The sequence below is a fragment of the Mesonia aquimarina genome, assembly GCF_003667275.1.
GTDB lineage: Bacteria > Bacteroidota > Bacteroidia > Flavobacteriales > Flavobacteriaceae > Mesonia > Mesonia aquimarina.
In genome coordinates this window covers 184,581-204,125 of the sequence record NZ_RCNV01000005.1, presented here as the reverse complement: position 1 = coordinate 204,125, position 19,545 = coordinate 184,581, and the positions used below count along the sequence as shown (strand labels likewise).

Here is a 19,545-nt window from a genome sequence, read left to right as displayed (position 1 = left end):
CGATGCAAGCGTTTGCTTCTCGTTCACCACAAGACAAGCGAGCTCAAGCCTTTAAGTCTAATCAAAATTACTTATCAGATATATTAGATAAGGAAGCGAAATTTAGCGTAGAGCGTTTATCATTAAATACAGATTTTATTGATTTTGGAGGTTATGAAAAAGATGGTAAGCTTTATTTTGTATCCGCTCGAAACAAATCAAGAAGGAATTATGGATGGAATGATCAACCCACTTTAGATGTTTATGTGTCAACTAGAGAGGGAGAGGAGTTTGCCTCACCAGAGCTTTTAGAAGGAGAGGTGAACACTAAATTTAATGAAGGAACTGTAGCGATCACCCCTGATGGAAATACGATGTATTTTACGCGTAATGATTATTTAGATGGAGATTATGAAGAAGATGAACAAGGAGTGGGTCAGTTAAAATTATTCCGCGCAACATTAGTTAATGGAGAGTGGGATGATATTCAATCTGTTCCGTTTAACAGTTCAGCGTACTCTACCGGACATCCGGCATTAAGTCCTGACGGCAGAACACTTTATTTTTCTAGTGATATGCCAGGAGGGATGGGGCAGTCTGATTTGTATAAGGTTTCTGTGTCAGAAGACGGTTCTTTAGGAGAGCCTCAAAATCTTGGAGCAGGAATAAACACGGAAGGAAGAGATAGCTTTCCTTATATAGATGAAGAAGGGACGCTTTACTTTTCTAGTGACGGGCAGTTAGGAATAGGCGGTTTAGATGTGTTTTATGCGAAGGCAAATGGGAGTAGTTTTGGAGAGGTAAAAAACATAGGAAAGCCTATTAATAGTAATGGTGATGATTTTGCATTTAGCTTTAGTACTTCAGAGAAGAAAGGTTATGTAAGTTCTAATCGAGGCGGTTTAGCTGAGGATGCACAAACCGCTAGTGATAATATTTACCGTGTAGTTCAATTACAACCTATCGAAGAAATCGATATTATGGTGAAGGTGATCAATGCGGAGACCGGAGCACCTGTTGCTAATGCAGAGGTTGTTACTTATAATGATGATGAAGCAGAGATGGGAACTAAGATGACTGGTACAAGCGGGTCTACAAACTTTACTTTTGTAGCAGGAAGAGATTATACACTTCAGGTAAACGCACCTAAGTACAAAAGTAACTCAGAGTTAGTATCTAAAGATGAAGAAGGAGAAATAGCAGTAACGATAGAGCTAACACCAATAAAGCCAATCATCAAAGAAGAAGAGATTGTGTTAAACCCGATTATGTTTGACTTTGATAAGGCTACTATTCGTTCACAAGCGGCTTTAGAATTAGATAAGCTTGTAGGAGTGATGAAGAAGCACCCAGAGATGGAAATTAAAGTAGAAGCACATACCGATAAGCGTGGATCAGCGGCTTACAATCAACAGTTGTCAGAGCGAAGAGCTAAAAGTACAGTAGATTATGTAGTTTCTCAAGGGATAGATAAATCACGAATTAGCTGGGAAGCCTTTGGAGAGTCAAAGCCGAAAATAGATTGCGATAATTGTAGTGAAGAGCAATACCAAGAGAATAGACGTTCGGTGTTTAAGATTACCAAACGTTAAAAAAATCATATTAATTCTTGTAAACAGAGACCTCGGCGCATTTGTGTCGAGGTTTTTTAGTTATAACAAGTTAATGATCTTTGCAGCTTTTTCTAGCGTTTCTTCCTTTTTTGCAAAACAAAAACGTAACATATGCTCATCATTATTATTTTTCTGAAAAACCGAAACAGGTATTGTGGCTAATTGGTGTTCTTTTATTAAACGAATGGCGAAATCTGTATCTTTTTCTGAAGTAATATTTTTAAAACTCATCGTTTGAAAATAAGTCCCCTCGCAAGGAGTAAACTCAAATTTTGAATTTTTAATTAGTCTTAAAAAAAAGTCACGCTTTTTTTGATAAAAATCAGGTAATTGCAGGTAATTTTCTTCTTTTTGCAAATATTCATTTAAGGCAACTTGAAAAGGGTGATTAACGCAAAACACATTATATTGATGAACCTTTAAAAATTCTTTCATTAAATTTTTGGATGCGACGCAATACCCCATTTTCCAGCCGGTAACATGAAATGTTTTACCAAAGGAATAAGTGATTAAAGAGCGTTCCCTTAAGTTAGAAAACCGAGCTACACTCTGATGTTGTTTTCCGTCAAAAATTAAGTGCTCATAAACCTCGTCACTTAAAACTATGATATCTGTATTAGTTGTGAGCTCTTCTAATTTTTCTAAGTCAGATTTTTTGAGTACTGTACCACTGGGATTATGTGGGGTGTTAATGATAATCATTTTTGTTTTCTTGGAAATCCTTGATGCAACTTCATCCCAATCTATATTATATTGAGGTGCACCCATTTCTATCAAAACAGGTTTTCCTCCATATAATTCTATAGCAGGTTCATAACAATCATAGGCGGGTTTAAAAACAATAACTTCATCATCTTGTTTTACAAAGGCAGAAATTGCAGTAAAAATTGCTTGGGTGGCACCTGCAGTAATGCAAATATTATCTTCAGCCTGATACTGGCTCCCATAAAGTGTATTTAATTTCTTACATAGAGTTTCTCTAAGTTTAGGAATTCCTTTTAAGGGAGCGTACGGATTTTTGTCGTTTTTTATGGCATCAGTAACCAATGCTAGTAAATTTTTATCAGGAGAAAAATCAGGAAATCCCTGTGAGAGATTGATAGCACGGTGTTCTTGTGCCAATTTGCTCATGCTTGTAAATATAGTTGTCCCTAAATTTGGGAGTTTCGATATAGGCGTCATAGAATTTATTTTGAGATGCCTTAAGATAAAAAAAATCCCAAACTCATTTTACTGAATTTGGGATTAAATAAACTATTTATTTAAAGCGTTTTATCCTTTAGATGTTGCTGCCATATATTCACGATTCATACGAGCAATATTTTCTAAGGAAATTCCTTTAGGGCATTCAATTTCGCAAGCTCCGGTATTACTGCAGTTTCCGAAACCTTCTTCATCCATTTGTCTTACCATGGCTTGAACACGTTCTGTAGCTTCTACCTGACCTTGCGGAAGTAGAGCGTATTGAGAAACTTTAGCTGATGTAAACAACATTGCGCTTGCATTTTTACAAGCAGCTACACAAGCTCCACAACCAATACAAGTAGCCGCATTGAAAGAATCGTCAGCATCATGTTTATTTACTGGAATTGAGTTTGCGTCAATTGTGTTACCGGAAGTGTTTACAGAAACATATCCTCCGGCGTGTTGAATACGATCAAAAGATGTTCTGTCTACAATTAAGTCTTTAATTACCGGAAATGCTTTTGCTCTAAAAGGCTCAATATAGATTGTGTCGCCATCATTAAAAGAGCGCATGTGCAACTGGCAAGTTGTAATTAACTTGTCTGGTCCATGAGGCTCTCCATTAATTTGTAATGAACAAGATCCACATATACCTTCTCTACAGTCATGATCAAATTCTACCGGTTCTTCTCCTTTGGCAACTAAATCTTCATTTAGGACATCTAACATTTCAAGGAAAGACATATCGCCTTCAACCCCATCAATTTGATAGTCCACCATTTTTCCTTTTGCGTTGGCGCTTTCTTGACGCCATATCTTAAGTGTTAATTTCATCTGTTTAGATTTTAGTATTGAGTATTGAGTGCTGAGTTGCTTGTAGCTAAATTCTCGTTGCTCAATACTGACATCTATTTATAACTTCTTGTTTTTAATTCAATATTATCAAATATCAAGTCTTCTTTATGAAGCTTTGCGTCTCTAGGGTTTCCTGCATATTCCCAAGCGGCTACATATTTGTAATTTTCATCGTCACGTAATGCTTCACCTTCTTCTGTTTGATATTCTTCTCTAAAGTGACCTCCGCAAGATTCATTTCTATGAAGTGCATCTTTAGCAAATAACTCGCCTAATTCTAAGAAGTCTGCTACACGACCAGCTTTTTCTAATTCAGCATTTTTGGTATTTGCTGTACCGGTTACTTTTACGTTTTTCCAGAAATCTTCTCGTAAACTTTTTATTTCGTCTAAGGCTTCTTCTAAACCTTTTGCGTTTCTAGCCATTCCACACTTATTCCACATAATTTTACCTAATTTTTTGTGGTAATAATCTACAGAATGTTGTCCGCCGGCATTCATTAGACGATCTATTTTATCTTTTACATCTTTTTCCGCTTGATCAAATTCAGGTGTGTCTGCTGAAATTTCTCCTGTTCTAATATCATTAGATAAATAATCACCAATAGTGTAAGGCAATACAAAATATCCATCGGCAAGTCCTTGCATTAATGCAGAAGCACCTAATCTGTTTGCACCGTGATCAGAGAAGTTAGCCTCTCCGGCAGCGTAACAACCAGGAATAGTAGTTTGTAAATTATAATCTACCCAAAGTCCGCCCATAGTATAGTGAACCGCAGGATAAATCATCATTGGTGTTTCGTAAGGGTTTTGATCGGTAATTTTTTCATACATCTGGAAAAGGTTTCCGTATTTTGCCTCTACAGCTTCTTTTCCAAGTTTTATAATTTCTGCTTCTGTCGGATTTTTATGTCCCGAAGTAAATGCTTTTTCTTTTCCGTAACGTTTAATTGCACTGGCGAAATCTAAGAAAACTGCTTCTCCGGTTTTGTTTACTCCAAATCCGGCATCACAACGTTCTTTTGCTGCTCTGGAAGCAACATCACGAGGAACTAAGTTACCGAAAGCAGGATACCTTCTTTCTAAATAGTAATCGCGTTCTTCTTCAGAAAGATCTGTCGGCTTTTTCTTGCCTGCAGCAATAGCTTCAGCATCTTCTTTTTTCTTAGGAACCCAAATTCTACCATCGTTACGAAGTGACTCAGACATCAATGTTAATTTAGATTGATGATCTCCTGATACAGGAATACAAGTTGGGTGAATTTGCGTGTAACAAGGATTGGCAAAATAAGCACCTCTTCGGTGAGCTCGCCAAGCCGCCATCACATTACTTCCCATCGCGTTTGTTGATAAGAAAAATACGTTTCCGTAGCCTCCAGAAGCTAAGACTACTGCGTGAGCTGCGTGACGTTGAATTTCTCCTGTAATCATATCGCGGGCAATAATTCCTCTTGCTTTTCCATCAACTAAAACAAGATCCATCATTTCGTGACGGTTGAATGCTTGAATTTTTCCACGATTAATCTGACGGTTCATCGCAGAATAAGCGCCAAGCAATAATTGCTGCCCGGTTTGTCCTTTAGCGTAGAATGTTCTAGAAACAAGAACTCCACCAAAAGAACGGTTGTCTAGCAGTCCGCCATATTCACGTGCAAAAGGCACCCCTTGTGCAACACATTGGTCAATAATATTTCCTGAAACTTCTGCTAAACGGTATACGTTAGCTTCACGCGAGCGATAATCGCCTCCTTTTACAGTATCATAAAAAAGACGGTAATTAGAATCACCATCTCCTTGATAATTTTTTGCGGCATTAATACCTCCTTGTGCAGCGATAGAGTGTGCACGTCTAGGGGAATCTTGGTAGCAAAATGTTTTTACATTGTAACCTAATTCGGCTAAAGTTGCAGCAGCACTTCCACCAGCTAATCCTGTTCCCACTACAATAACATCTATATTACGCTTGTTTGCCGGATTAACTAGGTTAATATTGTTTTTATGATTTTTCCACTTTTCATCAAGTGGTCCTTTTGGTATTTTTGAATCTAAAACTGACATAAATCTTACGTGTTATAAGGAATTAATATAGTGAAAAATGGCTATAAAAATAAATCCTAGCGGTACAATTACAGCGTAGGCTTTGGTAAAACCTTGTAAGCCTTTTGAATATTTATTATTAAATCCAATGGATTGAAAAGAGGATGCGAAACCGTGCAGTAAATGAAGCATTAAGAAAATGAATGAAATCACGTATAATAAAGTACGGATCGGACTTTCGAATTTTGCTACAGTTTCTGCATAATAACGTGTAGGATCTTCTGGATGTGATTGCACATACTTGTGAACTAATTCTGGTACCCAAAAATCATAAAAGTGAAGCGCTAAGAAAGCTAAAATCACTAATCCTGAATAAATCATATTTCTGGACATCCAGCTTGAATTGGCACTTCCTTTAAATTTTACATAGCCAACGTCTCTTGCATTTCTATTACGGATTTCTAGAATAAAACCCATCACAAAATGAAAAACCACCCCAAAAATTAAAACAGGCTGCAACAGCGCCTGAACTAAAAAGTTGGTTCCCATAAAATGCGATAACTCGTTAAACAAATCTGCACTGATAACCGAAGTTAAATTGATGGTTAAATGCTGCGCTAAAAAAAGAATAAGAAAAAGCCCCGAAATAGCCATGGCAAATTTCCTTGCTGTTGAAGATTGTATTAATCCACCCATTGGTTTTTTTATTTTAAAAAAAATTTTAAGCAAAAATACACTTCCCGTTAGTTAATAACAAACTTTACGCATTGTTTAGGAATTATTTAGAATAAGTTTAAGGAAGCGCTTTAGGCTGATTTATAAAAGATTTATAGATAGATAAACAAGCGGTTCAGTAGCAAATTCTTACTTTTGAAAAATTTCAAAAAACAATACGTATGAGATATACACCTATAGATTCCAGTTTGTTTATTAAAAACAGAAAAGATTTTATGGCGCAAATGCGCCCCAATAGCTTAGCAGTTTTTAACTCTAATGATGTTTATCCAATTGGAGCGGACAGTACAATTCCTTTTCAGCAAGATCGAAATATTTATTATTTAAGCGGTGTAGATCAAGAAGAAAGTATCTTGGTGTTATTTCCTGATGCGCCCAAAAAAGAGCATCGTGAAATTTTATTTTTAACTGAAACAAACGAGCATATTGCCGTTTGGGAAGGGGAGAAATTGACGAAAGAAAAAGCATTTGAAACTGCAGGGATAAAAACCGTTTATTGGCTGAAAGATTTTCATAAGATTTTTCACGAACTGATGGCACAAAGTGAAACGGTTTACATTAACACCAACGAACATTACCGAGCAAATGTAGAAACCGAAACTCGAGAAGCTAGATTCAATAAATGGTTAAAAGAAAGCTATCCTGCTCATTCGGTTGCAAAAAGCAATCCTATTTTGCAACGTTTACGTTCGGTAAAAGATCCAATTGAATTGGAGGTAATGCAGCAAGCTTGTAATATTACTGAAAAAGGATTCCGAAGAGTGCTCGATTTTGTAAGGCCAGGCGTTTGGGAATATGAAATTGAAGCAGAATTTATGCACGAATTCTTAAGAAATCGTTCTCGTGGATTTTCATATACACCAATTGTTGCTTCCGGTCAAAACGCCAATGTATTGCATTATATTGAAAACAAAATGCAGTGTAAAGAAGGTGAGTTAATCTTGTTAGATGTTGGAGCAGAATACGCAAATTATGCAAGCGATATGTCTAGAACAATTCCAGTTGGCGGAAAGTTTACCAAGCGTCAAAAAGAGGTATATAATAAAATCAATCAAATAAAAAATGAGGCTACTAAAATGTTAGTGCCGGGAACTGATTGGGCCGAATATCATAAAGAAGTTGGTAAAATGGCAACCGCCGCGTTTATAGAATTAGGAATTTTAGATAAAGCTGATGTGAAAAACGAAAATCCGGATTGGCCTGCATATAAAAAATATTTTATGCACGGAACTTCGCACAATATTGGTTTAGATACGCACGATTATGGATTACTACACGAGCCAATGGAAGCCAATATGGTTTTTACGGTAGAACCGGGTGTTTATCTTCCTGATGAAGGTTTTGGTATTCGCTTAGAAGACGATGTGGTTATTCAGGAAAAAGGAGAGCCATTTAATTTAATGCGCAATATCCCTATTGAAGCTGACGAAATTGAGGATCTGATGAACAGCTAACATGCTCAGAAAACTAAAAGAATTAGGACCGGGAATTTTAGTAGCAGCAGCTTTTATCGGTCCGGGAACAGTAACAACGGCTTCCATTACGGGAGCCGCTGCTGGTTATACGCTACTTTGGGCGGTTTTATTTTCGATTATCGCGACTATCTTTTTACAAGAAATGTCGGTTAGGTTAGGCGTAGTTGCCAAAATGGGGGTCGGTGACGCGCTTCGGAAAAAAACGCAGCATTCCTTTTGGAGAATTCCTGTTATTCTTTTAGTAATCTCTGCTATTGTAATTGGAAATGCGGCTTACGAAGCTGGAAATATTACGGGAGCAGTGTTAGGTTTTCCTGATTTTTCTTCTTCAACTATAAATCCCCTGGTTTTAATTGTTGCCGGCGCAGCATTCCTATTATTGTTTAGCGGAAAATATAAAGTAATTGAAAAAGCGATTCTTGTCTTAGTCAGTATGATGGGAATCGTTTTTTTAATTACTGCAATATTATTAAAACCTGATTTTCAACAAGTATTGAAAGGTTTATTTATTCCAACATTAACTGAAGATACCACGTTGTTGGTTGTCGGAATTATCGGTACAACCGTTGTCCCCTATAACTTATTCTTACACGCTTCAACTGCAAAAGAAAAATGGCAAGACAGAAAATCACTTGCGGTTGCGCGTTTAGATACGATTCTTTCCATTGTTTTAGGCGGAATAATTACGATGGCAATTTTGGTGGTTTCGGCAATTGCATTTGAAGGAAACGCAAAAAATATAACCGATATTAATGATCTGTCTTTACAGCTTGAACCTCTTTTAGGAAATTGGTCGTCGTATTTTATAGCTTTCGGGTTTTTAGCCGCCGGAATTTCTTCAGCAATTACAGCGCCATTAGCTGCTTCTTATGCAACTGCTGAAATTTTAGGTTGGAAAGCAGATTTAAAAAGTAAAAAATTACGTCTGGTTTGGATTCCGATTTTATTGTTAGGTGTTCTTTTTTCGTCTTTAGGCTATAAACCAACTTCTATTATTTTATTTTCTCAAGTCGCCAATGGTTTATTATTGCCAATTATCGCACTTTTTTTAGTGTGGATTGTTAATGATAAAAACCTGTTGAAAAACAACGTAAATAATAGATGGCTGAATTTAATTAGCGGAATTGTGATTTTAATTTCCATCGGTTTAGGGCTAAAAAGTATTCTTTCGGCTTTAGGTTATTTTTAAGGCAAGGCAAATTATTCAACTTTATTTTACTAACATTTCATGACTATTTTATACAAACAAAACGAAGTTTACTTTGAAGTTTCAGGAGCTGGAAAACCAGTAGTTTTATTACACGGTTTTTTGGAAAACAGCACGATGTGGAATGAGCTTGTGGAAGAGTTTTCTGATAAATATCAATTGATAACTATCGATTTATTTGGTCATGGAAAAACCGAAAAGGTTGGTTACATTCATTCTATGGAACAAATGGCAGAAGCGGTTAATTTAGTGTTGCAAGAATTAACTATTGAAAAAGCTGCTTTTTTAGGACATTCAATGGGTGGTTATGTTGCCTTAGCTTTCGCGGAAAATTTTCCGGAAAAAATTGAAAAATTACTGCTTCTAAATTCTACTGCAGAAGCCGATAACGAAGAACGAAAGAAAAATAGAGATCGTGCCAAACGATTAATCAAACAAAATAAAGAAGCTTTTGTGAGTATGGCGATCAAAAATTTATTTGCCGAAGAAACCAAAGAAACTTTCCCAGAAGAAATAAAAAAAATGGTAGCTGAAGCCAAAGAAATTCCGACTGAAAATATTATTGCTTCCATAGAGGGTTTAAAAAACCGAAAAGACAGAACAGAAATTCTTCAACATTTTTCCGGTAAAAAAATATTGTTAGCCGGAAAACACGATCCGGTAGTTCCTTTTGAAAGTGTTTCAACTCTTGCTAAGAAAACAGATTCAGAATTAATCACTTTCCCAAACGGACATATGAGTTGGTTGGAAAATAAAGAGGTGTTTTTTCAGGCTTTAAAAGGAATATTGTAATTTTAAATATGAAGAAAAACTTAGGCTTATTTCTACCGCTTTTTTTAATTAATACGTTCACTACTTTTGTGTTAATTCGTACTTTTTTGTCGTATGACAATACTGCTTTATGGCGGTTTATTTTTGCCTTGTTGGGATTTACTATTATATTGTCCTTTTCAATATTTGTTAGTTTCAGAATTCTAAAGAGAAATAATAAGTGAAAGCCTAAAATTGCTTTGGTTTTATACATTCAGCTTGTTGAAAATATTATTTTCGCATTTTTCGAAAATAAATTCTTATGAAAAACAGCACGCTTATTTTATTCAGCTTCATTGTTTTAATCTCTTTTTCTTCTTGTAATGATGAGAAATCTGAATTACTTTTTGAAAACAGCGGTTGGTTTTATTCTTACGAAGTTTATAAAAAACCGAAAAATAACGATTCTGTGTCCTATTCTTATTCCAGTAATATAGGTGGTTTTCAAACAAAAGGATCAAGTATAAAAACGATGGTTAGTTTATCAACTTTCGATTCTTATAAACATTCTAAAGTAGAATTAAAGAATGTTGAAGATAGCATTAAGCATGATGTTTATTTCAAAGGAAGCTGGAATTCAACGGCTAAAAAACAATTTTTAAGTGATGTGCTTAATAATTATAATTTAAAACTGAATAAAAAAGAAGTTCAAGAAGACTTTTATGAAATCTATGTAGCTGATGAAGAAAAATTAAATGAATTTGCTTCAAAAAATAAGGGCATTCATTCAATTGAATCAGATAGATTTAAGTTGAAACATACAAACGTAACCTTAAAACAAGCAATCAGTCAGATTTATGAGAATGTGGTTTATAAAGGTAACCATCAACAAAAATATGATTTAACTTTTTACTATAGAGATTTTGATTCAAATAAAGAGTTTTTCAAAAAATACGGTCTGGCTTACCGAAAAATTCAAGAGCCTGTTTTGCATTATATTGTAGAGAAAAGCTGAATTTTATAGATTAAAAAGTTAAAGTTTTTTGTAAAATTATTTTGTTCTTGCTATTGTTGTGCTTTTAAAAAATTCACTTATGAATTACAAAACAACCCATTTATTTTTAATAGCTATTTTATCTTTGTCTTTTGTTTTTGGTCAAGAAAACAAAAATGATAAACTAATTTTTGAAAATAGCGGAGATTCTTATTCCTATAAAGTTTATAAGAATGATGATTATAAGCCTGATGGCAAGACTAGTTATAGTTCTACTTCTGATGGATTTAAAGCTGAAAATGCAAGTTTACGTTTTATGATCTCTAAACCGATTGGAAAACCAGCAGAGCATGTAGATTTCGATTTTAAAGGAATGAAAGATGATGTTGTAGCAAAAGTAATTTTCAACGGAAAGTGGAATATAACTGCTCGACGAGATTTTTTAACGGATGTCCTGACTCATTATCAGTTAACAATTAGTACCAAAGACGTTCAAGAAGATTTTTATGAAATTTATGTTGAAGACGAAGAAAAACTAGACAATTATCTTTCAGAAGCTAATACAAATGCTGGCTCTTTTAATTCAACTGAAAAAAAAATGATTCATGAAAACTTAAAGTTGGCTCAAATCACACCAATGTTTGAAGGAAATGTAGTTTACAAGGGGAAAAATGAGAAACGCTATAATCTGGAATTTTTATATGATTCTGTAGAAGCGAACAAGGAATACCTTAAAAAATATGGATTAGCTTATCGCAAAATTCAAGAGCCGGTAAAACATTATATTATTGAAAAACAATAAAAAAACCATCCATCTGGGGCAAGATGAATGGTTTTAACTGCAGGGGTAATTAAACTAGGTTAAGTTTAAAAATATAGTTGTTTAATAATTGCAGTGTAGTGGTCTTATCTGTGGTGTTAACAAGTAACGAAATGTTATTGTTGCTGCCTCCATACGCGATCATTCGTACATTTACGTCTTGTAAAATTTTAAATAATTGCGGGGTTGTTTGGTGATGAATTATATTGTTGCCCACCAAGCAAACAATACTTTTATGTTCTTCAATTTCTACTTGTGCAAACTTTAGTAATTCTGTGGTGATTTCACGTAAATAAGTGTTGTCATCAATCGTCAGGGAAACCGCAATTTCAGAAGTGGTTATCATATCTATAGCGGTTTCGTATTTTTCAAAAATTTCAAAAATTTTCTTTAAAAACCCGTGAGCTAAAAGCATGCGTTCAGACTTTATTTTAATAGCCGTTATCCCGTCTTTTGCAGCTATAGCTTTAATTCCTTCGCCAATAATCTGATTAGAGATTAGCGTTCCTTCAGCTTCGGGTAAATTGGTATTTTTTAACCGAACAGGAATTTCGAGATTTCGTACCGGAACTACGGTCTGGGGATGTAAAATTTTCGCTCCAAAATAAGCCAATTCCGCAGCTTCATCAAAAGAGAGTTGCGCAATAGATTGCGTGTTTTCCACCACACGCGGATCGTTGTTGTGAAATCCGTCAATATCTGTCCAAATTTGAACTTCTTCCGCTCTAATTGCTGCGCCAATAATACTGGCTGTATAATCGCTTCCGCCACGTTTAAGATTGCTGATATTTCCTTCGTTATTTAAACAGATAAAACCTTGGGTAATGTAAATTTCTTGCTCAGGTTTTTCTTCTAAAATCCGATTCAAATTTTGTTGAATATAAAAATAATCAGGTTCTCCTTCTTTGTCGATTCGCATAAAATCTAACGCCGAAATTAAACGCGAAGAAATTCCTTGCTCTTGTAAATATTGATTGACTAAAAAAGTAGAGAAAAATTCGCCTTGCGCTACTATTTCATTGTAATTACTGATTTGGTTGTCAATAAAATAATGAAGTCGTTCTGTGAGTGTAGCAATATACTGAATAACTGTTTCGACTCTAGTTTTATCTTTAATTAAATGGTCGGTAACGTTTAAATATTTTTGTTCGAGTTCAATTACAAGTTGCTTGCTTTCAGCTTGCTGATTAGATTGAATGCTTTCATTTAGTTGAACCAATTGATTGGTACTGCCACTCATAGCCGATAAAACCACAATTTTGGGCTCTCCATTATCAATTATTTCTCGTACTTTCTTGATGTTAGAAAAAGATCCAACTGATGTTCCGCCAAATTTTAAAACCTTCATCATTGTGTAATTTTTGGCGAATGTAATTGAGTTTTAAAAACTTACCGCATAAATAATTTTATTTTACTAATTTTACACAATAAGTTAATTATTTAACAAAATGAAAACCATAGCCCAAAGCGTTGAACAAATTTTAAGAGCACAGCCATTTTTAGAAGAAGCACTTCAACAGCAAATTATAAATTATAGCGCTTTAGCCGAAAAATTACAAAAGGAAGTAAGCGAAAGTTTGAAAAAACCTGTAAAAACCGGTGCTATAATGATGGCGTTGCGTCGGTACCAATCACCTATGGGAGTTAGTGCGAATATTAAAATAGAAAAGGCATTTAAAAGTTTGGGCGATATTACGGTGCGTTCTAATATTTCTGCTTTTACGTTTAGAAATACAAATACGTTAATTAATTGCCACGGAAAATTATTGGCTTATATTTCTGATAACACACATTTGTTCTATGCTTTCACACGCGGTATTTTAGAAAGTAATATTATGATTTCGGGTTCTGAGGCAGAGAGAGTTGATTTGTTTTTTGAAGACGAAAAACTTTTAAATCAGCGTGACGAATTAGCTGCGGTAAGTGTTCAATTACCGCAAGACAATTCTAAAGTTGCCGGCTTGTATTATCAATTATTTAAACATTTAGCTTGGCGAAATATCGCGTTATACGAAGTTGTTTCTACCACAAACGAATTTACCGTTTTGGTAGAAGAACAAGTTGTCGAGCAAGCTTTTGCAGTAATTAAAAATTTAAAAAAATAAGCGTAAATTTTTATTCCGAATCTTTTTCGTCTTCAAAAGAATTCCAGCCGCGAGCTTTAATCGGTATTTTTTGATTGGCGCGTGTAATTAAATGCATGCCTTCGTTTTCTTCGGTCATGTGGCCAATTACCGTTAGGTTAGGGTTTCCTTTAATTTTATCGAAATCGTCTTGTGAAATTGTCAGTAATAATTCATAATCTTCCCCGCCACTTAAAGCAATCATTGTACTATCAATTTGAAATTCTTCGCAAACAGAAATTACCGCAGGATCTAACGGAATTTTTTCTTCAAATAAATTTGCGCCTGTTTTGGAGTTTTTGCACAAATGGATGATTTCAGAAGACAGTCCGTCGCTAATATCAATCATAGAAGTTGGTTGCACTTCTAAAGCAGTCAGCAGCTGTGGAATATCTTTTCGCGCTTCCGGTTTTAATTGCCGTTCAACAATATAAGAATACGGCTCTAAATCGGGTTGCGCATTTGGATTGACTTTAAAGACTTGCTTTTCGCGTTCTAGAACTTGCAATCCCATATATGCCGCACCTAAATCTCCGGTTACAACTAATAGATCGTTTGGTTTTGCGCCGCTTCTTTTTGTTATTTTTTTAGCTTCAGCTTTTCCGATAGCACTAATGCTAATCACTAATCCGGAAGTAGAAGAGGTGGTGTCGCCTCCGACTAAATCGACTTTATAATTTTTGCAAGCCAATAAAATTCCTGCGTATAATTCTTCTAAAGCTTCTACAGGAAAACGATTAGAAGCTGCAATGGAAACAGTAATTTGTGTAGCTTCAGCATTCATCGCGTACACATCAGAAAGATTTACCATAACAGCTTTGTAACCCAAGTGTTTTAGCGGCATGTAAGCTAAGTCAAAGTGAACCCCTTCTACCAACATATCTGTAGTTAAGATCACTTCTTCGTTCTCAAAATGCATCACCGCAGCATCGTCGCCAATACCGGTTTTTGTAGAATTTTGGTGTAACTCTACATAACGAGTTAAGTGTTCTATTAATCCAAATTCCCCTAATTCAGAAAGGTTGGTTTTACTGTCTTTATTGTCGAACATAGCTTCAATTTAGACTGCAAAATTACAAAGAAAACTTCGAGGAAAATCAAGATTTTATTTTTTTGCTGGTTTCTTGAAAACATCAAGTAAAAAATTCGACTAAAAGCTAAAATAATAAAGCTGTTTGCCCTTATAGTATCTACTTATTTTTAGATAAGTTAGATATATGTATACTAGTATGGTATTCACAGGACTAAATGGTATATTTGCAAATTAATATGAACTAAGATTTACTGATATGATTAAGGTAAGTGAAGAAGCGAAGAATAAAATAGCGCAGTTGATGGCAGAAGGAGGTTTTAATATTACCGAAGATTTTGTTCGGGTAGGTGTTAAAAGTGGCGGCTGTTCTGGACTTTCGTATGATTTAGATTTCGATAAAACAGAAGTTGAAGGTGATAAACTTTTTGAAGATAATCAGGTGAAAATTCTTGTTGATAAACGAAGTTTTCTTTATTTGGTTGGAACTACGCTAGAATATTCTGGAGGATTAAACGGAAAAGGCTTTGTGTTTAATAATCCTAATGCGCAACGTACTTGTGGTTGCGGTGAGAGTTTTTCCTTGTAAAATAAAATAGAAAAATTAAATGCGGAAGTTTTAAAATAGCTTCTGCTTTTAAATGATATAACAGAAAGATAATGAGTAAGTTTACAGAAGACGATTTAAAAAAAGAACTTGAAACCAAAGAGTATGAGTATGGATTTTATACTGATATAGAATCTGATACGCTTCCCAATGGTTTAAATGAAGATATCGTTCGGGCAATTTCTAAAAAGAAAAATGAGCCGGAGTGGATGACCGAATGGAGATTAGAAGCTTATAGAATTTGGGAGCAAATGGAAGAGCCGGATTGGGCTAATGTAAATTATCCTAAACCTGACTTTCAAAACATTTCGTATTACTCAGCTCCTAATAAAAAACCTAAATATGAAAGTTTAGATGAGGTAGATCCTGAATTGTTAGACACGTTTGAGAAATTAGGGATTTCTTTAGATGAGCAGAAAAAATTGGCCGGAGTTGCAGTAGATGTAGTGATGGATTCTGTTTCTGTAACCACAACATTCAAGAAAACCTTAGCTGAAAAAGGAATTATTTTTTGTTCTATTTCTGAAGCAATCCAAGAACATCCTGAATTAGTGAAAAAATATTTAGGAACAGTAGTGCCTAGAAAAGATAATTTTTATGCCGCATTAAATTCGGCTGTTTTTAGTGATGGCTCTTTTTGCTACATTCCAAAAGGCGTAAGATGCCCGATGGAACTTTCTACATATTTTAGAATTAACCAAGCCGGAACCGGTCAGTTTGAACGTACACTTGTGGTAGCAGATAAAGAAAGTTATGTAAGCTATCTGGAAGGTTGTACAGCACCAATGCGTGATGAAAACCAGTTGCACGCTGCCGTGGTAGAGCTTATTGCGTTAGATGATGCCGAAATAAAATACAGTACGGTGCAAAATTGGTATCCGGGAAATTCTGAAGGAAAAGGAGGCGTTTTTAATTTTGTGACGAAACGTGGTTTATGCGAAGACAGAGCTAAAATTAGTTGGACGCAAGTAGAAACGGGAAGTGCAGTAACGTGGAAATACCCAAGCTGTATTTTAAAAGGAGATTATTCAATTGGTGAGTTTTATTCTATTGCTGTAACTAATAATTATCAGCAAGCAGACACAGGAACTAAAATGATTCATTTAGGAAAAAACACAAAGAGTACGATTATCTCTAAAGGAATTTCTGCCGGTAAATCGCAAAATTCTTATCGTGGTTTGGTGCAAATTCAACCACGCGCAACAAATGCAAGAAACTTTTCACAATGCGATTCGTTGCTGATGGGTAACGAGTGTGGAGCGCACACCTTTCCATACATCGAAACCAAAAATAAATCGGCTAAAGTTGAGCACGAGGCAACCACTAGTAAGATTGGAGAAGATCAAATTTTTTACTGTAACCAACGGGGTATTGATACTGAAAAAGCAATTGCATTAATTGTAAACGGTTTCAGTAAAGAAGTACTTAATAAATTACCGATGGAATTTGCGGTAGAAGCACAAAAATTATTAGAAATATCTTTAGAAGGTTCTGTAGGTTAAAAACTACAGACAAATTTATGTTCAATTAAAAATCATAAAATGAAAAAACACGTATTAGCATTTGTTGCTGCAAGTATGTTAATTGTTGGGTGTAAAAATGATCCCAAACAAAAAGAGGAAGAAAAATCAACTTCAACAGAACAAAAGACTGAATCAGATGATAAACAAAAAAAGGACTTAAGTGTTTTAAGTGGAGAGTTTATTTATACAGCAGATGCAGCGGTTCTTAAAGGAAACGATTTTATCTACGGAGTGGTTTTAGATTCTATGGCAACTCAACTATCTGAACAAGTTGAAAAGCTAAAGCGTGATGATTTTGATATGGTCCCTGTAATTATTCAGGCCAAAATAAAACCAAACCCAATGGAAGAAGGTTGGGATGAAGTAGTAGAAATTAAAAGAATTATTAAAGTATTAGAGCCTTCCGACGAGAAAACAATACGAGTTAAGGGAGAACAAGCTAAATAAGAGACTATGTTAAAGATAAAAAATTTACACGCAAGTGTAGAAGGAAAAGAAATATTAAAAGGAATAAATTTAGAAATTAATGCAGGCGAGGTACATGCTATTATGGGGCCAAACGGTTCTGGTAAAAGTACGCTAGCTTCTGTAATTGCCGGGAAGGAAGAGTTTGAGATGACTGATGGCGAAATTATTCTTGAAAATGAGGATATCTCTGAAATGGAAGTTGACGAGCGCGCACACAATGGTATTTTCTTATCGATGCAATATCCGGTAGAAATTCCTGGTGTTTCGGTTACTAATTTTATGAAAACCGCAATCAACGAAACGAGAAAAGCACAAGGCTTAGAAGAAATGCCGGCAAAAGATATGCTGAAAAAAATCCGTGAAAAGTCAGAAATGCTAGAAATGGATCGTAAGTTTTTATCACGTTCGTTAAACGAAGGTTTTTCAGGAGGAGAAAAAAAGCGTAACGAAATTTTCCAGATGGCTATGATGGAGCCAAAATTGGCTATTCTAGATGAAACAGATTCCGGTTTAGATATTGATGCTTTGCGTATAGTTTCTGATGGGGTAAATAAATTACGTACTAAAGAAAACGCAGTAATGGTAATTACACACTACCAACGTTTGCTTAATTATATTGTGCCAGATTATGTTCACGTTTTATTAGACGGGAAAATTGTAAAATCCGGCGGAAAAGAATTAGCACATAAGTTAGAGGAGCACGGTTACGATTGGTTAAAAACCGAAGCAAAATCAGTTTAATAAAAACTGAATAAGCCGATTTTTAACAAAACGGGATAGCAATAGTTATAGACTTGCGCCAACCCAGAAAACAAGAAAAAACTATGAGTTTAAAAGATAAATTAATTTCTTCTTTTTTTGCTTTTGAAGAGCAGGTAGATGTAAGTAGCGATATTCATACCATTAGAAATAAAGCGCTTAAAAATTTTGAATCAAAAGGATTTCCTACAAAAAAAGAAGAAGCTTGGAAATACACTTCTTTAAATTCAATCTTAAAAGAAGATTATAGCATTTTTCCTAAAAAGGAAAGTACCATTGAATATCGTGATGTTAAAAAATATTTTATTCACGATATAGACGCGTACACCATTGTTTTTATTGATGGAATTTACTCCTCACATTTATCAGAAACAACGCACGATAAAATAGATGCTTGTTTAATGTCTTCGGCTCTAGATAAGCCAAAGTACAAAGAGATTATGGAGAAGTATTTCAATAAAATTGCACCTTCAGACGATGGTTTAAATTCGTTAAATACCGCATTTTCTCGTGAAGGAGCTTTTATTCATATTCCAAATAATACAGTTTCAGACAAACCTATTCAGATTTTAAATCTTTCTACGGGAAATGAAGCTGCATTAATGCTTCAGCCTAGAAACTTGGTTGTGGTGGGAGAGAATTCTCAAGTACAAATTATTGAGCGTCACCAAAGCTTAACAGAAAATCCGGTTTTTACAAATTCGGTAACCGAGATTTTTGCTGAAAAAAGAGCGATGGTAGATTATTATAAAATTCAGAATGATAAACTTTCTGCCTCTTTAATTGATAATACCTACGTTGACCAAAAAGACGAAAGTAATTGTTCTGTACATACCTTTTCTTTTGGCGGAAAATTAACGCGTAACAATCTTAACTTCTATCAAAGGGGAGAACATATAGATTCTACCATGAATGGCGTAACCATTATTGAAGGAAAACAGCACGTAGACCACAATACCTTGGTTCATCATTCACAACCAAATTGCGAGAGTCATCAAGATTATAAAGGGATTTTTGATGATAAAGCGGTGGGAGTATTTAACGGAAAGGTTTTGGTAGATAAAATTGCGCAAAAAATTAATGCGTACCAAAGCAACAATAATATTTTGGTGAGTGATAAAGCGACCATTAATTCAAAGCCGCAATTGGAAATTTTTGCAGATGATGTGCAGTGTAGTCACGGTTGTACAATTGGTCAGTTAGATGAAGAGGCGTTATTTTATTTAAAATCTAGAGGTATTCCCGCTAAAGAAGCTAGAGCGTTATTAATGTACGCTTTTGCTAATAATGTATTAGAAAGTGTAAAAATACCGGAGTTAAAAAAACGAATCAATAAACTTATCGCGAATAAACTGAATGTAAATTTAGGGTTTGATTTGTAGTAAT

At 34.9% G+C, this 19,545-nt stretch carries 18 protein-coding genes; 12 read left to right on the top strand and 6 right to left on the bottom strand.

Features of this window, described 5'->3' with window-relative positions:
* On the top strand, positions 1-1,571 hold a 1,571-nt coding region (locus D9R05_RS08935), incomplete at its 5' end, for an OmpA family protein (protein ID WP_121666883.1).
* A gap of 60 nt (positions 1,572-1,631) precedes the next feature.
* On the opposite strand, the gene D9R05_RS08930 is transcribed toward D9R05_RS08935, so the two are convergent.
* The 4 genes from D9R05_RS08930 to D9R05_RS08915 form a co-directional block, all read right to left on the bottom strand.
* Positions 1,632-2,774, bottom strand: a complete 1,143-nt coding sequence (locus D9R05_RS08930) for a methionine aminotransferase (RefSeq protein WP_121666882.1) — start codon at positions 2,772-2,774, stop codon at positions 1,632-1,634.
* A 90-nt stretch (positions 2,775-2,864) separates the two neighbouring features.
* A complete protein-coding gene (locus D9R05_RS08925) occupies positions 2,865-3,611 on the bottom strand; it encodes a succinate dehydrogenase/fumarate reductase iron-sulfur subunit (protein WP_121666881.1) in 747 nt (248 codons plus the stop codon).
* A 74-nt stretch (positions 3,612-3,685) separates the two neighbouring features.
* Positions 3,686-5,689 carry a fumarate reductase/succinate dehydrogenase flavoprotein subunit gene (locus tag D9R05_RS08920; protein WP_121666880.1) on the bottom strand — a complete coding sequence of 668 codons (2,004 nt, stop codon included), beginning with the start codon at positions 5,687-5,689 and terminating at the stop codon, positions 3,686-3,688.
* A 12-nt stretch (positions 5,690-5,701) separates the two neighbouring features.
* Positions 5,702-6,364, bottom strand: coding sequence for a succinate dehydrogenase cytochrome b subunit (locus D9R05_RS08915; RefSeq protein WP_121666879.1), 663 nt, complete (start codon positions 6,362-6,364; stop codon positions 5,702-5,704).
* Between the two features lie 200 nt (positions 6,365-6,564).
* On the opposite strand from D9R05_RS08915, the gene D9R05_RS08910 reads away from it, so the two are divergent.
* The 5 genes from D9R05_RS08910 to D9R05_RS08890 all read left to right on the top strand — a co-directional run bounded on the left by D9R05_RS08910 (position 6,565) and on the right by D9R05_RS08890 (position 11,631).
* Positions 6,565-7,857, top strand: a complete 1,293-nt coding sequence (locus tag D9R05_RS08910) for an aminopeptidase P N-terminal domain-containing protein (protein WP_121666878.1) — start codon at positions 6,565-6,567, stop codon at positions 7,855-7,857.
* Between the two features lies 1 nt (position 7,858).
* Positions 7,859-9,067, top strand: coding sequence for an Nramp family divalent metal transporter (locus D9R05_RS08905; protein ID WP_121666877.1), 1,209 nt, complete (start codon positions 7,859-7,861; stop codon positions 9,065-9,067).
* Between the two features lie 39 nt (positions 9,068-9,106).
* Positions 9,107-9,877, top strand: a complete 771-nt coding sequence (locus D9R05_RS08900; RefSeq protein ID WP_121666876.1) for an alpha/beta fold hydrolase — start codon at positions 9,107-9,109, stop codon at positions 9,875-9,877.
* Positions 9,878-10,157: 280 nt separating this feature from the next.
* Entirely contained in the window at positions 10,158-10,850 is a 693-nt protein-coding gene (locus D9R05_RS08895) for a hypothetical protein (RefSeq protein ID WP_121666875.1), read from the top strand.
* 79 nt (positions 10,851-10,929) lie between these two features.
* Positions 10,930-11,631 (top strand): hypothetical protein, encoded by a 702-nt coding sequence (locus D9R05_RS08890; protein ID WP_121666874.1) that lies wholly within the window; start codon positions 10,930-10,932, stop codon positions 11,629-11,631.
* A gap of 49 nt (positions 11,632-11,680) precedes the next feature.
* On the opposite strand, the gene D9R05_RS08885 is transcribed toward D9R05_RS08890, so the two are convergent.
* Positions 11,681-13,000: an aspartate kinase gene (locus D9R05_RS08885; RefSeq protein ID WP_317124596.1), complete on the bottom strand. Its 1,320-nt coding sequence runs from the start codon at positions 12,998-13,000 to the stop codon at positions 11,681-11,683.
* A gap of 97 nt (positions 13,001-13,097) precedes the next feature.
* Between D9R05_RS08885 and D9R05_RS08880 the strand changes: the two genes are divergently transcribed.
* Entirely contained in the window at positions 13,098-13,754 is a 657-nt protein-coding gene (locus tag D9R05_RS08880) for a hypothetical protein (protein ID WP_121666872.1), read from the top strand.
* A 10-nt stretch (positions 13,755-13,764) separates the two neighbouring features.
* Here D9R05_RS08880 and thiL read toward each other — a convergent pair whose 3' ends face one another.
* The gene (gene thiL / locus D9R05_RS08875) at positions 13,765-14,823 is read right to left on the bottom strand and encodes a thiamine-phosphate kinase (protein ID WP_121666871.1); all 1,059 of its coding nucleotides are present in this window, start codon (positions 14,821-14,823) and stop codon (positions 13,765-13,767) included.
* Between the two features lie 238 nt (positions 14,824-15,061).
* Here thiL and D9R05_RS08870 point away from each other — a divergent pair, with 238 nt between their 5' ends.
* The 5 genes from D9R05_RS08870 to sufD all read left to right on the top strand — a co-directional run bounded on the left by D9R05_RS08870 (position 15,062) and on the right by sufD (position 19,541).
* Positions 15,062-15,391: a HesB/IscA family protein gene (locus D9R05_RS08870; protein ID WP_121666870.1), complete on the top strand. Its 330-nt coding sequence runs from the start codon at positions 15,062-15,064 to the stop codon at positions 15,389-15,391.
* A gap of 71 nt (positions 15,392-15,462) precedes the next feature.
* Positions 15,463-16,911 carry a Fe-S cluster assembly protein SufB gene (gene sufB / locus D9R05_RS08865; RefSeq protein WP_121666869.1) on the top strand — a complete coding sequence of 483 codons (1,449 nt, stop codon included), beginning with the start codon at positions 15,463-15,465 and terminating at the stop codon, positions 16,909-16,911.
* A 39-nt stretch (positions 16,912-16,950) separates the two neighbouring features.
* On the top strand, positions 16,951-17,379 hold the full coding sequence (locus D9R05_RS08860) for a hypothetical protein (RefSeq protein WP_121666868.1): 429 nt from the start codon (positions 16,951-16,953) through the stop codon (positions 17,377-17,379).
* Positions 17,380-17,385: 6 nt separating this feature from the next.
* Positions 17,386-18,141, top strand: a complete 756-nt coding sequence (gene sufC, locus D9R05_RS08855; RefSeq protein ID WP_121666867.1) for a Fe-S cluster assembly ATPase SufC — start codon at positions 17,386-17,388, stop codon at positions 18,139-18,141.
* 83 nt (positions 18,142-18,224) lie between these two features.
* Positions 18,225-19,541 (top strand): Fe-S cluster assembly protein SufD, encoded by a 1,317-nt coding sequence (gene sufD / locus D9R05_RS08850; protein WP_121666866.1) that lies wholly within the window; start codon positions 18,225-18,227, stop codon positions 19,539-19,541.
* Positions 19,542-19,545: the final 4 nt, after the last annotated feature.

Coding starts and splice junctions, on each gene's coding strand:
- D9R05_RS08920 (WP_121666880.1), bottom strand. CDS start 5,689: ATGTCAGTTTTAGATTCAAAAATACCAAAAGGACCACTTGATGAAAAG.
- thiL (WP_121666871.1), bottom strand. CDS start 14,823: ATGTTCGACAATAAAGACAGTAAAACCAACCTTTCTGAATTAGGGGAA.
- sufC (WP_121666867.1), top strand. CDS start 17,386: ATGTTAAAGATAAAAAATTTACACGCAAGTGTAGAAGGAAAAGAAATA.
- D9R05_RS08880 (WP_121666872.1), top strand. CDS start 13,098: ATGAAAACCATAGCCCAAAGCGTTGAACAAATTTTAAGAGCACAGCCA.
- D9R05_RS08925 (WP_121666881.1), bottom strand. CDS start 3,611: ATGAAATTAACACTTAAGATATGGCGTCAAGAAAGCGCCAACGCAAAA.
- D9R05_RS08930 (WP_121666882.1), bottom strand. CDS start 2,774: ATGACGCCTATATCGAAACTCCCAAATTTAGGGACAACTATATTTACA.
- D9R05_RS08900 (WP_121666876.1), top strand. CDS start 9,107: ATGACTATTTTATACAAACAAAACGAAGTTTACTTTGAAGTTTCAGGA.
- D9R05_RS08870 (WP_121666870.1), top strand. CDS start 15,062: ATGATTAAGGTAAGTGAAGAAGCGAAGAATAAAATAGCGCAGTTGATG.
- sufB (WP_121666869.1), top strand. CDS start 15,463: ATGAGTAAGTTTACAGAAGACGATTTAAAAAAAGAACTTGAAACCAAA.
- D9R05_RS08905 (WP_121666877.1), top strand. CDS start 7,859: ATGCTCAGAAAACTAAAAGAATTAGGACCGGGAATTTTAGTAGCAGCA.
- D9R05_RS08910 (WP_121666878.1), top strand. CDS start 6,565: ATGAGATATACACCTATAGATTCCAGTTTGTTTATTAAAAACAGAAAA.
- D9R05_RS08860 (WP_121666868.1), top strand. CDS start 16,951: ATGAAAAAACACGTATTAGCATTTGTTGCTGCAAGTATGTTAATTGTT.
- D9R05_RS08885 (WP_317124596.1), bottom strand. CDS start 13,000: ATGATGAAGGTTTTAAAATTTGGCGGAACATCAGTTGGATCTTTTTCT.
- D9R05_RS08895 (WP_121666875.1), top strand. CDS start 10,158: ATGAAAAACAGCACGCTTATTTTATTCAGCTTCATTGTTTTAATCTCT.
- D9R05_RS08915 (WP_121666879.1), bottom strand. CDS start 6,364: ATGGGTGGATTAATACAATCTTCAACAGCAAGGAAATTTGCCATGGCT.
- D9R05_RS08890 (WP_121666874.1), top strand. CDS start 10,930: ATGAATTACAAAACAACCCATTTATTTTTAATAGCTATTTTATCTTTG.
- sufD (WP_121666866.1), top strand. CDS start 18,225: ATGAGTTTAAAAGATAAATTAATTTCTTCTTTTTTTGCTTTTGAAGAG.